The organism is Micromonospora sp. SCSIO 07396 (genome assembly GCF_053667945.1).
On record NZ_CM132210.1, the window covers coordinates 7239641 to 7253202 of the forward strand.

Genomic DNA, 13562 nt, shown 5'->3' on the forward strand with positions numbered 1-13562 from the left:
TGGCGTGCGGGCGGTGCGGCCCGGCGGCCGGTGGAACCCCGGGCCGCCGGGCCACGGTCAGCCGGCCGGCGTCACCGGCGGCTGACCCGGATCAGCTCCCAACCCCCCTTGGGGACGCCGGGCGTCGGGTCGGTACGCAGGTTCATCGGGTTCGCCATCCCGACGTAGAGCGTGGTCCCGTCCACGATCATCGTGCGTACCCCCTGGTTGAGCGGGTTGCCGAAGCCTCCGGTGTCGACCGCGCGGGCGGGTTGGTCCGACCCGTCGAACGCCCAGAGGTCGGAGCCGAAGGTGGGCGGGGTGGTGGTGGCACCGGCCGGCGGCGTCGGCATCTGCCCCTCCAGCGAGATGTAGGCGAAGTCCATGGTGCCGATGTAGAGCCGGCCGCCGGCCACCGCCATCTTCCAGGCGTACAGGTTGAACGGGTCGCCGAAGCCGGAACCGCCGTAGACCGGGGTCACGCCGGTGGGTGCCGGCGCCCAGGCGCCCACGCCGTTGTTCGCGGCCGGGTCGAAGGCCGGCAGCGTCGACTCGCCGTAGAGCGTCTCGATCCGTTCGTGGGCACCGCCGAGGTTCTGGCCCCGGAAGACGGCGAACGCCCGCTGGGTGTTCTGCACGGTGGCCTGGAGCTGCGCCGGGGTGCGCGGCGGGTACACCGAGACGTGCAGGGCGGTCGCCTGCAGCGGCACGTGCATGGTGCCCCAGTAGAGCTGGCCGCCGAAGGAGGCGAGCCCACCGAGGGCGTACGCCCGGCGGACCACCGGGTCCGGCTCGTACTCGGCGGCCGACCAGACCTGCGTCCAGTTTCCGGCGTCCTCCGGGTTGAGGCCGGGGGTGCCGACGGCGAGCAGCGGGCTCCGCCAGATGCTGGCCAGGTCGTTGACGTCCTCGGCCGGGGGTGCGAGTGGGGTGCCGCTGTCGCCGGGGGCGGTGGCCACCGTGCTGACCGGGGACGGCGCGACGGAGCCCTCGACGACCGCCTTCGGCCAGGTGGAGACGTAGAGCCGGCCCTGGTGTTCGGTCAGGTCGGCGACCTGGGTGGGCAGGTCGGCGACCTCGGTGAAGCTGAACGGGGTGGTGCGGTCGCCGGTCCAGCGCAGCACCTTGCCCGCCTCGCCGCCGTTGATGCCCACGCCGACCCCGGCGTAGAGCACACCGGCGGCGACCACCCAGTGCCTGATGTTCTCGTACGCGGAGAGGTTGGTCGAGCCGAGGTACCGGCCGGTGATGCCGTCGAAGGCGAACACGTTCACCCCGCCGAGCACGCTGGGGCCGGCGAGCAGTACGACGCCCTGGTGGGCGGCGGCGCTGCGCAGCCCGGCCGTGGTGTTCAACAGGTTGGCGTCCGCCGGGGAGGCCGACGTGATGTCGGCGGTGCGCTCGGTGAGCCGTTCGGTGGCCAGGTCGTAGGTGTAGACCTCGGGTGCGCGGTGGTCGCCGAGGGTGGCCGGCCAGGCCGGATTGTTCCGGGCCGGCTGGCTCTGGTTGAACTCGCAGACGTAGTCGTCGTTGAGGATCGGTTCCCGGACCTGGTAGCCCTTGGGCTTGAGGCAGAGCACGTTCGCTCCGGTGCCGAACCAGAGCCGGCGGCCGGCCTGGGCGAGCCCCCAGACGTACGACTGGTTGACCTTGGGTTGTCCCTCGGCGCAGGGCGGCCCCGGTGGGTAGTCGACCCCGACACCGGCGAAACACTCGTCGGCGGCGGCCTTGGCGAGCAGCCGTATCGATTCGGACGGGGTGTCGGCGCTGGCCGGGGTGGCGAGAACGGGTAGCAGAATCAGCGTGCCGAATGCGGCCAGAAGTCGTGACGGCAGGAGTGGTCGACGTCGCACGGTGGTCCTCTCCGTGAATGCTGGTCGAGGTGGCGTCAGCCGGGACGGGGGGTGGGCAGACCGCTCTCGACCAGGGCGAATGGATAATCGACGTGACGCGCGGAATCGCAGCACCGGTCGCCCGGGGTGCCTCGTACGACGGAAATAGGAAATTGCCGACATGGGCATCACGGGCCGATGGGTGTGGTGTGGACGGCTGATGAACAGGGGGATGGGTCCGCAGTTCCGGGCGTAACGTGGTGACGAGGCTAACGTATTACGTAGGTCGATGTCGTGGTACTGGTTGTTAAGGATTATTGAACTGCCTGGGGGATCGGCCGGGGCGCTGGGTGGCGGCTCGGAGGTGCCGCAGTATGCCCGGGGGTGGCGTCGCGAAAATTGCTGATGGGTCCGGCTTTCGGGGTTTCCCGGGAATATCGCGCCAACCGGTTGCTGTCGTCCGAAGCCGGCGCACGGGCCGGGGTGGACGGTCCCGGGCGTCGGCCGCTGCCGGAGTGGCCGGCTCGCTCCACGCCTGTCGGCGCGCTCAGTGAACGTGCACGTCACACGTGTGGTGCGGGAGTGTCGGCCGGGAGTGTCGGTCGGGGAGCCGCGCCGGCCGCGTCGCGGCGGGAGGTGGTGGTCGGGGTCGGATGGTTCCACCGTCCATCGGACGATGCGCCCGCCACGGGTCACGCGAATTGTGCGCATATTCATTTACCATAAACGGGAGGTATGAACTTGATGACAGTTAATTAATAGTTAACAATCATTATGTTCCGTGCCGCGCCGACGGCCCCGCGGGTGGTCGGCGCGGGGTGCGGAGGTGGGGTGGGGGTCGGTCGGCCGGCGTCGGCCGGCGGGCGGTGACCCGGGGTGCGGAAGGTGGGGTATTGTCTCGCGACGGGATCTTCCCAGTAACAAAGAATTTATCGATTTAAGTGCTTCGATGCTTCATCATGGGTGGGAAGTTTTCCCTTCCATGGAGGTTCCCATGAACGTCTCTCGGCTCGGCGGGCCGACCCTGTCCCTGTACCGCATCGTCATCGGCCTGCTGTTCATGCTGCACGGCCTGTCGTCGGTCTTCGGGTTGTTCGGCGGCAACCCGATGACCGGCAAGGCCGTCCCCCTCGGCACCTGGCCTGGCTGGTGGGCCGCGCTGATCCAGCTGGTCTGCGGCGCACTCGTGCTCGCCGGTCTGTTCACCCGGCCCGCGGCGCTGCTCGCGTCCGGCTCGATGGCGTACGCCTACTTCGTGGTGCACCAGCCCGAAGGGCTGCTGCCGATGCGCAACGGTGGGGAACTGTCCGCGCTGTTCTGCTGGTCGTTCCTGCTGATCGCGGTGCTTGGCCCGGGTTCCTGGGCGCTCGACACGCTGCTCGGCGGCCGGCGTTCCGACGCCCCGGCGACCCCGGTGTCCGAGCCCAGCTCGGTGCCGGTCTGACCCACCGATCCGGGTCGCCGGGGCAGGTGGCCCCGGCGACCCGTCCGGTCAGGGGTTGTAGGGGGCGTCGGAGTGGCTCACCTCGGTGAGCGTGCTGCCGGAGAGCTTGTAGACCGACGTGCGCCTGATGTCCAGTTCGGCCATGCCCCGGCTGGGGCTGCGGGTCAACCAGACCACGGTGGCCCGCCGCCCGGCCACACTGATCGACACGACCGGGGTCCGGTCGCCGAGGTCGGTCAGCGCCCGGAACACCGGCAGGCCGCCGCTGTTGCGCCACACCGCGACGGTGTAGAAGGTGCCACTGCCCCCGGAGTTGACCGAGACCACACCGACCGCGTCGTCCGCGCCGTCGCCGTCGAGGTCGCCGATGCCGCAGGGCTTCTGGAGCGTCACGGTCGCGCCGTCCTCGCCCGACCACTGCCCCTCGGTCAACGGCAGGTAGTCCGGGTAGCCGTTGTAGGGCGTCTTGCTGCTGCCGAGCTTGGCACCCGCCAGGTGGGCGCAGGTCAACGGAGTCTTGACCACGGGTGCCGGGGCGGTGGTGGTGGCCGCCGGGGCGGTGCCGGAGGCGCTCTTCTGCTGCGGGGCCGGCTTGGCGCTGGTGGGCATCGGGTCGGGCGTGGTCGCGTTCAGCACCGAGGCGGTGGAGGGCTCGGTGGACGGGCTGACCGTGGGCGTCGCCGCCTCCATCGGGCCCTGCTCACCCCCGCACGCGGTGAGCAGGCAGACCAGGGCGAGGCTGGTGAGGCTCAACGGGATCCGTCGCATGGCCGGGGGGTCCTCTCTCGACATCAGGTGACCGCACCGTACTGATCGATGGCAATACCGGTCATCGGCTCCACGGGCGGCCCGGGTCGGCCTGTCGGAGCGCGGTCAGGGGCCGACCGGGGGGCCCGGCGTACGGCTTTCCCGGCCCGGTGCGTACGGCCGTGTTGAGCTGGAAACTTCCCCGAAACATCGGTGTCGGCCGGGGCGCCCGGCCGAGGTCCGGCAGCGGGGTGGCTCACACCGTGGGAAGCCGGCTGGGCGAAGGCCGCGAAGCTGCCTAGACTCGGTTCCACAACTGCATACCTCATCCAGAGGGGCTGAGGGATACGGCCCGACGACGCCCCGGCAACCACCCCGCGCGCTCATCGCTGAGCGTCCGGCGGGGCAGGTGCCAATTCCGTCCCCGCCGCAGGGTGCGATGCGGGGAAAGATGAGAGGAATCGACATGACGTCGACGCTCGCCGCCCCCGGGATCGACACCACCGCCAGCCCCGCCCGCGCGCTGGTCTGCCGCGCCTGTTCCGCCCGCTACCCGCTCGCCGCGCAGCACGCCTGTCACGAGTGTTTCGGCCCGCTGGAGGTCGACTACGACACCGCCGCGCTGGCCCGCGTCACCCGGGAGCAGATCGAGGCCGGCCCACAGAACATCTGGCGGTACGCCGCCCTCCTGCCCGCCGGCCAGGACCCGGCCACCCGGGTCACCCTCGACCCCGGGCTGACCCCGCTGGTGGCCGCGCCCAACCTCGCCACCGAGCTGGGCATCAGCGCGCCGCTGTGGGTCAAGGACGACAGCGCCAACCCGACCCACTCGTTCAAGGACCGGGTGGTCTCGGTGGCGCTCACCGCCGCGAAGGCGCTCGGCTTCGAGCGGTTCGCCTGCGCCTCGACCGGCAACCTGGCCAACTCGGTGGCCGCCCACGCGGCCCGCGCCGGTGCGCCCTCGGTGGTCTTCATCCCGGGCGACCTGGAGCAGGGCAAGGTGATCACCACCGCCGTCTACGGCGGCGACCTGGTCGCCATCGACGGCTCGTACGACGACGTGAACCGGCTCTGCGGCGAGCTGGTGGAGACCGACGAGTTCGAGGACACCGCCTTCGTCAACGTCAACGTCCGGCCCTACTACGCCGAGGGCTCCAAGACCCTCGGGTACGAGGTGGCCGAGCAGCTCGGCTGGCGGATCCCGGCCCAGGTGGTCATCCCGATGGCCTCCGGCGAGCTGCTCACCAAGATCGACAAGGCGTTCACCGAGCTGGTCGAGATCGGCCTGGTCGAAGCGCCGGCCGGGGGCTGGAAGGTGTTCGGCGCCCAGTCGGCAGGTTGCAACCCGATCGCCGCCGCCCTGCACGCCGACACCGACACCATCACCCCGGTCCGGCCGACCGGCATCGCCAAGTCGCTCAACATCGGTGACCCCGCCGCCGGCCTGTACGCCCTGGAGGCGGTCCGGCGCACCGGCGGCTGGATGGAGTACGTCGACGACGACGAGATCCGCGCCGGCATCCGGCTGCTGGCCCGCACCACGGGCGTCTTCGCCGAGACGGCCGGCGGGGTGACCGTGGCGGTGCTGCGCAAGCTCGTCGAGTCCGGTCGGCTCGACCCGACCGCCGAGACGGTCGTCTTCAACACCGGCGAGGGCCTCAAGACCATCGACGCGGTCGCCGGTCAGGTCGGCCCCACCCACCGGATCAAGCCGTCCCTGCGGGCCGCCCGCGACGCCGGCCTCCTCGCCTGAACCCGGCGCGCCGCCCGCACCCTGCGTGGTCGGCCCCGTGCGCCTGTCGATCACGGGCGCTGGGCGGCCCGAGTGGATCTCTGGGTGACCGGGTTTTCGCGGTGGGTGGTGAAAACCCACCGGGAAGGACTTGACGGCAGGAACCGGGCGGCGGAAGATGCTCCGTGCGGGAGGGCTTTCGCCGGAGACTTTTCAAGTTCTTGCGACCCAACGCCGGAGGCGTTGTGCGAACGTCCCTCCCGACCAACGTGAACCGGGGGCCAGCGGAAATCCGCTGGCCCCCGATGTCGTCCACGGGAAAGACTCGCGGCGTGGCCCTGGACATCGCAACGATCGACCGGACCGATCAGCCCACCCTCGACGCGGCCTACCGGATCGCGGCCACGGTCGAGGCGACGGAATCGCCCGACCTGCCGCCGCTGTGCCGGCGACGCTTCGAGGCGGCGCTGTGGCACCCGATGCCCGGCATCGACACCAGGTGGTCGGTGGCCCGGCTCGACGGGGTGCCCGTCGGCTGGGTCCGGATCAACCTGCACCTGCTGGACAACACCGAGAACGCCAGCATCGAACTGGCCGTGGATCCGGCGTACCGGCGGCGCGGGGTGGGGCGGGCGTTGGCCGCCCACGCCCGGCGGCTGCTCCGGGAGGCCGGCTGCAAGCGGGTGGTCGGCTCCGCCGTGACCCCGCTACCGGACGGGCCGGGTGGGGCGACGCCGGACGGGCCGGGCGGGGCGATCCCGGGCGGGACGACGCCGGTCGGGCCGGGTGCGTCGGCGTCAGGCGGTCCGGGTGGGACGACACCCGATGAGCCGGGTGCGTCGGCGTCGGGTGGCCTGGGCGGGCAGCCGTCGGCCGGAGCGGTCGGGGCCACCCCGGTGGGGGAGTTTCCCGGGGCCGCCTTCGCGGCGGCACTCGGTGCCCGGCCGGCGCTGGTCGACGTCCGCCGCCGGCTCGACGTCACCGCGCTCGACCGGGACCGGCTGGCGGCGCTGCGGGCCGGGGCGCAGTCGACCGCAGCCGGCTACCGCACCGTCCGCTGGCACGGTCACCCGCCGCCGGAACACCTCGCCGACCTCGCCTACCTGGAGGGTCGGCTGCTGGCCGACGCACCCCTGGGCGACCTGGAATGGGAACCCGAGCGGATGGACGCCGAGCGCCTCCAGGGCATGGAGCGGGCGCTGGACGCGCGGGGCGTCCGCCGGTACAGCGTCGCCGCCGTGCACGGGGCGTCCGGCCGGTTGGTCGCCTGGAGCGTGCTCAGCCTGGCCGCGAACACCACCCGGCACGCCTGGCAGCAGATCACCATCGTCGACCCGGCCCACCGGGGGCACCGGCTCGGCCTGCTCTGCAAGGCCGAGAACCTCGAACACACCCTGGCGTACGAGCCGGAGCTGGGCGCGGTCGACACCTACAACGCGGCGGCGAACAGCCACATGATCGCGATCAACGAGCAGCTCGGGTTCCGGCCGGTGGCCGGGTCCATCCAGTGGCAGTTGACCATCTGAACTGTGACACGCCCCTACTGATCTGGTCGTGATCTGTTGCATGATGGCGGGCATGACGGAGACCCCGCACCCGCTGTACGACAGGCACGCCGACACCCTGCACCGCGCGCAGACCGCGATCACCGAACGCGGGTACTGGTCCGCCTACCCCGAATCGCCCAGCCCCCGGGTGTACGGCGAGACCGCCGCCGCCGACGGCAGGGCCGCCTTCGAGGCGTACCTCGGTGGGGACTTCCCGCTCGACCAGCCCGGCGCGGGCGACCGGGTGGCCACCGAGACGAGCCCGTTCGGGGTGGCCCTGGACGTGCGCTACCCGCACCCGGGCGCGGACGAGGTGGTCGCCGCCGCCTCCGCCGCCCTGCCGGCCTGGCGCGACGCCGGCCCACAGACCCGGGCGGGAGTCTGCCTGGAGATCCTCGCCCGGCTGCACAAGCACATCTTCGAACTGGCCAACGCGGTGCAGTTCACCAGCGGCCAGGCGTTCGTGATGGCGTTCCAGGCCGGTGGCGCGCACGCACTGGACCGGGCCCTGGAGGCGATCGCCTACGCGTACGCCGAGATGACCCGGCACCCGGGGACGGCCGGCTGGGAGAAGGCCGCCGGCAAGGGCGACCCGCTGCGGATGACCAAGACGTTCCACGTGGTGCCGCGCGGGGTGGCCCTGGTCATCGGTTGCAACACCTTCCCGACCTGGAACTCGTACCCCGGGCTGTTCGCCTCGCTGGTCACCGGCAACCCGGTGGTGGTCAAGCCGCACCCCCGCGCGGTGCTGCCCCTGGCGATCACCGTGAAGTACGCCCGGGAGGTGCTCGCCGAGGCCGGCTTCGACCCCGACCTGGTGCTGCTCGCCCCCGAGGCCCCCGGCGAGAAGCTCGCCTCCACACTGGCCCTGCACCCCGCCGTGAAGATCGTCGACTTCACCGGTTCCACCGGGTACGGCGACTGGCTGGAGGCCAACGCCCGGCAGGCGACCGTCTACACCGAGAAGGCGGGCCTGAACACCGTCGTCATCGACTCCACCGACGACTTCGCCGGGATGTGCCGCAACCTGGGCTTCACGCTGACCATCTACAGCGGACAGATGTGCACCACCTCGCAGAACATTCTGATCCCCGCCGCCGGCATCGACACCGACCAGGGGCACAAGAGCTTCGACGAGGTGGCCGCCGGCATCGCCGCCGCCGTCGGGAAGCTCACCGCCGATCCGGCCCGGGGGGTGGAGCTGACCGGCGCGATCGTCAACGACGGGGTGTTGGAACGCCTCGACGAGGTCACCAAGGTCGGTGAGGCGGTGCTGGAGTCGCGTACCGTCACACACCCGGCGCTGCCCGACGCGGTGGTCCGGACGCCGACCATCGTCAAGCTCGCCGCCACCGACACCGAGGTCTACGGCCGGGAGTGGTTCGGGCCGATCTCGTTCGTCATCGCCACCGACTCGACCGCGCACGGCCTGGAGATCCTCCGGTCCACCGTGGGCGAGTGCGGCGCGCTGACCGCCGCCGTCTACTCCACCGACGAGGCGGTGCTGGACGCCGCCGAGGCCGCCGCGATCGACGCCGGGGTGCACCTGTCGGCCAACCTCACCGGCGGGGTCTTCGTCAACCAGTCCGCCGCCTTCTCGGACTTCCACGGCAGCGGCGCGAACCCGGCCGCCAACGCCGCCCTCACCGACGGTGCCTACGTGGCTAACCGCTTCCGCATCATCCAGTCCCGCCGCCCCGCCTAAACCCCACCCCACCCCACCCCACCCCACCCGGCCCCCCGCCCAGTCCCGCCCGCCCCCGTCCGGCCAGCCCCGGTGATCAAGAGGTTTGCGTCAGATCCGGGCGGCTGGTTGACCTGAACCTCTTGATCACTTGACCTAAACCTCTTGATCACGGGGGAGGCCGGGCGGGCGGGGCGGGACGGGGGCGGGGTGGGACGGGGGGCGGGGAGGGGGAGGGAGGGGCGGCGGGTCAGGCGGGGCGGCGCATCTGGAGTTCGTTGAGGGCGGGGATCTTGGGGTGCGGGACGCGTACCCCGGTGTCGGTGAAGCCCAGGCGACGGTAGGCCCGGCAGGCCCGGTCGTTGCCGACCACCACCTCCAGCATGAGCTGTGGCCGGCCGCAGGCGCGCGACCAGGCGGCGACCTCGTCGATCAGCGCGCCGAGCAGGCCGGTACCCCGCCACGTGGGGGTCACGTAGACCGCGTAGACCACCGTCAGGCCCGGCTCGTCGGGGGAGATGGTGCCGCCCGCGTGCCCGACCAGCCGGCCGCCGGGGTCGGCCACGAACTGGGCGGTGTGGCACCCCTGGGAGACGTACGCGACCCGGGCCGCGTAGTCGGCGTGCGGGCGGGCGGCTGCCTCGGCGACCGTCTCCAGGAACGCCAGCGGCGCGTCCGCGAGCATCTCCAGCCGCAGCGCCCGCATCCGGGCCGCGTCCTGCGGACGCACCCGGTGCACGGGGGCCGTGCGGGTCGCCGGTGGGGCCGGGGCAGAGGTCATGCAGGCATGCATACCGCAGCGACGTTCACCGATGGGTGACCGGGTCGATACCCGTCTGATTTGCCCCTATTTGTGGTCGTGCGCTGTCGTCACTCCTCGTGTAGCGTGCGATTTCGGTCACCGATTCAGCGGCCCTCACCGACCGCCGGAACGGTGGCTCTCCGCTGTCGGCCCGCCGGCAATCCGGAGTTGGGGAACGCCGCGCAGAGTGAGGAAGTGCACCGTGGCACAGGGCACCGTCAAGTGGTTCAACTCCGAAAAGGGCTACGGCTTCATCGCCGTCGACGGCGGGCAGGACGTCTTCGTCCACTTCTCCGCCATCGAAATGGACGGCTACAAGGCGCTCGACGACGGTCAGCGGGTGGAGTTCGAGATCGCCCAGGGCCAGAAGGGCCCGCAGGCCGAACGGGTCCGCGTCATCGCCTGACCTCCTCGCCGGTCCCGCCCCTCCCCGGTGACGGGGCGTACCAGGTCCCGTCCCAGGGCCGCCCCCGTGGCCGGGGGTTACCACCTCCGGGTCGTCCCCGGCGGTCGGGCGGGTCTCACCTCCGGGCCGCTCCGGTGGTCGGGGCGGGTTCGGGCCCGTCGGGCCGTCCGGGTGGCGGCTGGCGGCGCAGGCCGGTGCCGGGAAAGATCGTGAACCGTCCAGGCGTCCCGCTGAGGAGGGTTCATGTCCGACCAGTCGCCTTCGGGCCCGCCCGACCCCGCTGCCGGGTCCCCGGGCGGCCCGTGGGGGCAACCGCCTTCGGGCACGCCCTCCGGCCAGCAGCCCTCGGGCACGCCCTCCGGGCAACCCGCCTGGGGCACGTCCCCCGGGCAGCCTGGCTGGGGCACGCCCTCCGGGCAACCCGCCTGGGGCACGCCCTCCGGGCAGCCTGGCTGGGGCGCACCGTCCGGGCAGCCCGGGTGGGGTCAGCCCGGTTGGGGTCAGCCCGGGGTCGGGCCGCCTGGCTGGGGCCAGCCGCCTGCCGGCAGCCTCCCGCCGGGGGCCGGTCCGTACCCCGGCCAGGGTGGCGGTCCTGCGCCGTACGCCGGCCGGTGGGGCCCGGAGGACCCGCTGGTCAACCCCCCGTACGCCGGCCTGGAGGGGTGGTTCGGCAGGTGTGCCGGCGCGGTACGACGCAGCTGGCGGCCCCTGCTGCCGTTGCTGCTGCTGACCCAGGTCGTGCCGGCGGTGGCGGTGTCCCTGCTCTCGCTCGGCATGGGACCCGACGCGACCGTGCTGCCCGCCGACGGCTCGTTGCCCGAGGACTACCTCAGCGACCTGGTGATCTACGGCGTCTCGGTGTTCCTGGTCGCGCTGGCGTTCGGGGTGGTGCAGGGCATCGGTTGGGCCGGTGGCACCTGGGTGGTGACCCGGCAGGCCGCCGGCCAGCCGGCCGACCTGCCCGGCGCGCTGCGCTACGGCGCGCGCCGCTGCCTCGGCCTGTGGGGCTGGATGCTGGTGCTGGGCGTGCTCATCGGCGTCGGGTTCTGCCTCTGCCTGCTGCCCGGCGTCTACCTGGCCCTCGCCCTTGCCCTGGCCGGCCCGGTCTACCTGTTCGAGGGGCAGAACCCGGTCGGCCGCTCGTTCCGGATGTTCCACGACCGGCTGGGCATGGTGCTCGGCCGGGTGGCGCTGGTCGCACTGGCGGTGCTCCTCGGCAGCGTGCTCGGCGGGGTGGTGGAGTCGGTCGGCACCGTGCCGTTCGGCACCGACCCGTTCACCGCGCCGGGCACCGCCCTGGGCGCGGTGGCGGTGATCCTGGTCAGCGCGGTGCTGGTGCTCCCCGCCTACCTCGTGCAGCTGGTCGGACTCGTCGTGACGTACGCCGAGCAGCGGGCGCAGGAGGGGCCGGTGAACGTCACGCGACTGGTGGCGGAACTCGGCTGACCGGCCCCATCGTGCTTGCACTCGGCAGGGGAGAGTGCTAAACAAGTCATTGGCACTCGCATACGATGAGTGCCAATGGTCGGGGCGGTAGGGCCACGGTCACACAGGCGTCTCGATGGCGTCGGCGTGGCACATGGCCGGTCGTCGCGGGCTGTCCGGCCCGACCGAGGAGGACGTCGTCGTCGCCAGGTGGCGACGTCCCCAAGGTGCGTACACCAGGCGGCCCGTCCGGGGCACAACACCCGGGTGGCCCGTGAGTGTCCAGGAGGACAACGCCGTATGGCCAAGATGATCGCGTTCGACGAAGAGGCTCGCCGCGGCCTCGAGCGGGGCATGAACCAGCTCGCCGACGCCGTGAAGGTGACCCTCGGCCCCAAGGGCCGCAACGTGGTGCTCGAGAAGAAGTGGGGTGCCCCCACCATCACCAACGATGGTGTGAGCATCGCCAAGGAGATCGAGCTCGAGGACCCGTACGAGAAGATCGGCGCCGAGCTGGTCAAGGAGGTCGCCAAGAAGACCGACGACGTTGCCGGTGACGGCACGACGACGGCGACCGTCCTGGCCCAGGCCCTGGTGCGCGAGGGTCTGCGCAACGTGGCCGCCGGTGCCAACCCGATGGCCCTGAAGCGGGGCATCGAGGCTGCCGTGTCCAGCGTCTCGGAGGAGCTGTCCAAGCTCGCCAAGGACGTCGAGACCAAGGAGCAGATCGCCTCCACCGCCTCCATCTCCGCCGGTGACAGCACCGTCGGCGAGATCATCGCCGAGGCGATGGACAAGGTCGGCAAGGAAGGCGTCATCACCGTCGAGGAGAGCAACACCTTCGGGCTGGAGCTGGAGCTCACCGAGGGCATGCGCTTCGACAAGGGCTACATCTCCGCGTACTTCATGACCGACCCGGAGCGTATGGAGGCCGTCTTCGACGACCCGTACCTCCTGATCGTCAACAGCAAGATCTCCTCGGTGAAGGACCTGCTCCCGATCCTGGAGAAGGTCATGCAGTCGGGCAAGCCGCTGCTGATCATCGCCGAGGACATCGAGGGCGAGGCCCTGGCGACCCTGGTCGTCAACAAGGTCCGGGGCACCTTCAAGTCGGTCGCCGTCAAGGCGCCGGGCTTCGGTGACCGCCGCAAGGCCATGCTCGCCGACATCGCCATCCTCACCGGTGGCCAGGTCATCAGCGAGGAGGTCGGCCTCAAGCTCGACGCCGTCGGCCTCGACATGCTGGGCCGCGCCCGCAAGGTCGTGGTGACCAAGGACGAGACCACCATCGTCGACGGTGCCGGCGACGCCGACCAGATCCAGGGCCGGGTCAACCAGATCCGGGCCGAGATCGACAAGAGCGACTCCGACTACGACCGCGAGAAGCTGCAGGAGCGGCTGGCCAAGCTGGCCGGTGGCGTCGCGGTGATCAAGGTCGGCGCGGCCACCGAGGTCGAGCTCAAGGAGCGCAAGCACCGCATCGAGGACGCCGTCCGCAACGCGAAGGCCGCCGTCGAGGAGGGCATCGTCCCGGGTGGTGGCGTCGCGCTGGTGCAGGCCGGCAAGACCGCCTTCGACAAGCTGGACCTGACCGGCGACGAGGCCACCGGCGCGCAGATCGTCAAGATCGCGCTGGACGCCCCGCTGCGGCAGATCGCCGTCAACGCCGGCCTGGAGGGTGGCGTCGTCGTCGAGCGCGTCCGCAACCTGGACGCCGGGCACGGCCTCAACGCCGCCAGCGGTGAGTACGTCGACCTGCTGGCCGCGGGCATCATCGACCCGGCCAAGGTGACCCGGTCGGCGCTGCAGAACGCCTCGTCGATCGCGGCGCTCTTCCTCACCACCGAGGCCGTCGTGGCGGACAAGCCGGAGAAGACCCCGGCCGCCCCGGCTGGCCCGGGTGGCGGGGACATGGACTTCTGAGTCCAGTTCCAACCCCGAACGGGGCGGGCCGCGCGAGCGGT

At 71.7% G+C, this 13562-nt stretch carries 10 protein-coding genes and 1 riboswitch; of the genes, 7 read left to right on the forward strand and 3 right to left on the reverse strand.

The genetic code is table 11. The annotated features are described in order from the left end of the window. Positions 1 to 71: 71 nt before the first annotated feature. Entirely contained in the window at positions 72 to 1832 is a 1761-nt protein-coding gene (locus ACWCHM_RS31885) for a hypothetical protein (RefSeq protein ID WP_281902481.1), read from the reverse strand. 973 nt (positions 1833 to 2805) lie between these two features. Here ACWCHM_RS31885 and ACWCHM_RS31890 point away from each other — a divergent pair. Continuing rightward, positions 2806 to 3255, forward strand: coding sequence for a DoxX family protein (locus ACWCHM_RS31890; protein ID WP_281902483.1), 450 nt, complete (start codon positions 2806 to 2808; stop codon positions 3253 to 3255). A gap of 48 nt (positions 3256 to 3303) precedes the next feature. On the opposite strand, the gene ACWCHM_RS31895 is transcribed toward ACWCHM_RS31890, so the two are convergent. Beyond that, positions 3304 to 4047: a hypothetical protein gene (locus ACWCHM_RS31895; RefSeq protein ID WP_454221079.1), complete on the reverse strand. Its 744-nt coding sequence runs from the start codon at positions 4045 to 4047 to the stop codon at positions 3304 to 3306. A gap of 277 nt (positions 4048 to 4324) precedes the next feature. Beyond that, a riboswitch (SAM riboswitch) is annotated at positions 4325 to 4460 on the forward strand. Between the two features lie 8 nt (positions 4461 to 4468). Here ACWCHM_RS31895 and thrC point away from each other — a divergent pair. From thrC to paaN, 3 genes are all read left to right on the forward strand, one after another. After that, positions 4469 to 5755 carry a threonine synthase gene (gene thrC, locus ACWCHM_RS31900; RefSeq protein ID WP_454221080.1) on the forward strand — a complete coding sequence of 429 codons (1287 nt, stop codon included), beginning with the start codon at positions 4469 to 4471 and terminating at the stop codon, positions 5753 to 5755. 311 nt (positions 5756 to 6066) lie between these two features. After that, on the forward strand, positions 6067 to 7260 hold the full coding sequence (locus tag ACWCHM_RS31905) for a GNAT family N-acetyltransferase (protein ID WP_454221082.1): 1194 nt from the start codon (positions 6067 to 6069) through the stop codon (positions 7258 to 7260). 52 nt (positions 7261 to 7312) lie between these two features. Further along, positions 7313 to 8986, forward strand: a complete 1674-nt coding sequence (gene paaN, locus ACWCHM_RS31910) for a phenylacetic acid degradation protein PaaN (RefSeq protein ID WP_454221084.1) — start codon at positions 7313 to 7315, stop codon at positions 8984 to 8986. Positions 8987 to 9215: 229 nt separating this feature from the next. On the opposite strand, the gene ACWCHM_RS31915 is transcribed toward paaN, so the two are convergent. After that, the gene (locus tag ACWCHM_RS31915) at positions 9216 to 9746 is read right to left on the reverse strand and encodes a GNAT family N-acetyltransferase (protein WP_204957551.1); all 531 of its coding nucleotides are present in this window, start codon (positions 9744 to 9746) and stop codon (positions 9216 to 9218) included. Between the two features lie 223 nt (positions 9747 to 9969). Here ACWCHM_RS31915 and ACWCHM_RS31920 point away from each other — a divergent pair, with 223 nt between their 5' ends. The 3 genes from ACWCHM_RS31920 to groL all read left to right on the forward strand — a co-directional run bounded on the left by ACWCHM_RS31920 (position 9970) and on the right by groL (position 13521). Continuing rightward, positions 9970 to 10173 (forward strand): cold-shock protein, encoded by a 204-nt coding sequence (locus tag ACWCHM_RS31920; RefSeq protein WP_067305333.1) that lies wholly within the window; start codon positions 9970 to 9972, stop codon positions 10171 to 10173. A 717-nt stretch (positions 10174 to 10890) separates the two neighbouring features. After that, positions 10891 to 11619 (forward strand): hypothetical protein, encoded by a 729-nt coding sequence (locus tag ACWCHM_RS31925; RefSeq protein ID WP_454221086.1) that lies wholly within the window; start codon positions 10891 to 10893, stop codon positions 11617 to 11619. A gap of 279 nt (positions 11620 to 11898) precedes the next feature. After that, positions 11899 to 13521, forward strand: coding sequence for a chaperonin GroEL (gene groL / locus ACWCHM_RS31930; protein ID WP_204957553.1), 1623 nt, complete (start codon positions 11899 to 11901; stop codon positions 13519 to 13521). Positions 13522 to 13562 lie beyond the last annotated feature (41 nt).

Coding starts and splice junctions, on each gene's coding strand:
- ACWCHM_RS31890 (WP_281902483.1), top strand. CDS start 2,806: ATGAACGTCTCTCGGCTCGGCGGGCCGACCCTGTCCCTGTACCGCATC.
- ACWCHM_RS31895 (WP_454221079.1), bottom strand. CDS start 4,047: ATGTCGAGAGAGGACCCCCCGGCCATGCGACGGATCCCGTTGAGCCTC.
- thrC (WP_454221080.1), top strand. CDS start 4,469: ATGACGTCGACGCTCGCCGCCCCCGGGATCGACACCACCGCCAGCCCC.
- paaN (WP_454221084.1), top strand. CDS start 7,313: ATGACGGAGACCCCGCACCCGCTGTACGACAGGCACGCCGACACCCTG.
- ACWCHM_RS31915 (WP_204957551.1), bottom strand. CDS start 9,746: ATGACCTCTGCCCCGGCCCCACCGGCGACCCGCACGGCCCCCGTGCAC.
- groL (WP_204957553.1), top strand. CDS start 11,899: ATGGCCAAGATGATCGCGTTCGACGAAGAGGCTCGCCGCGGCCTCGAG.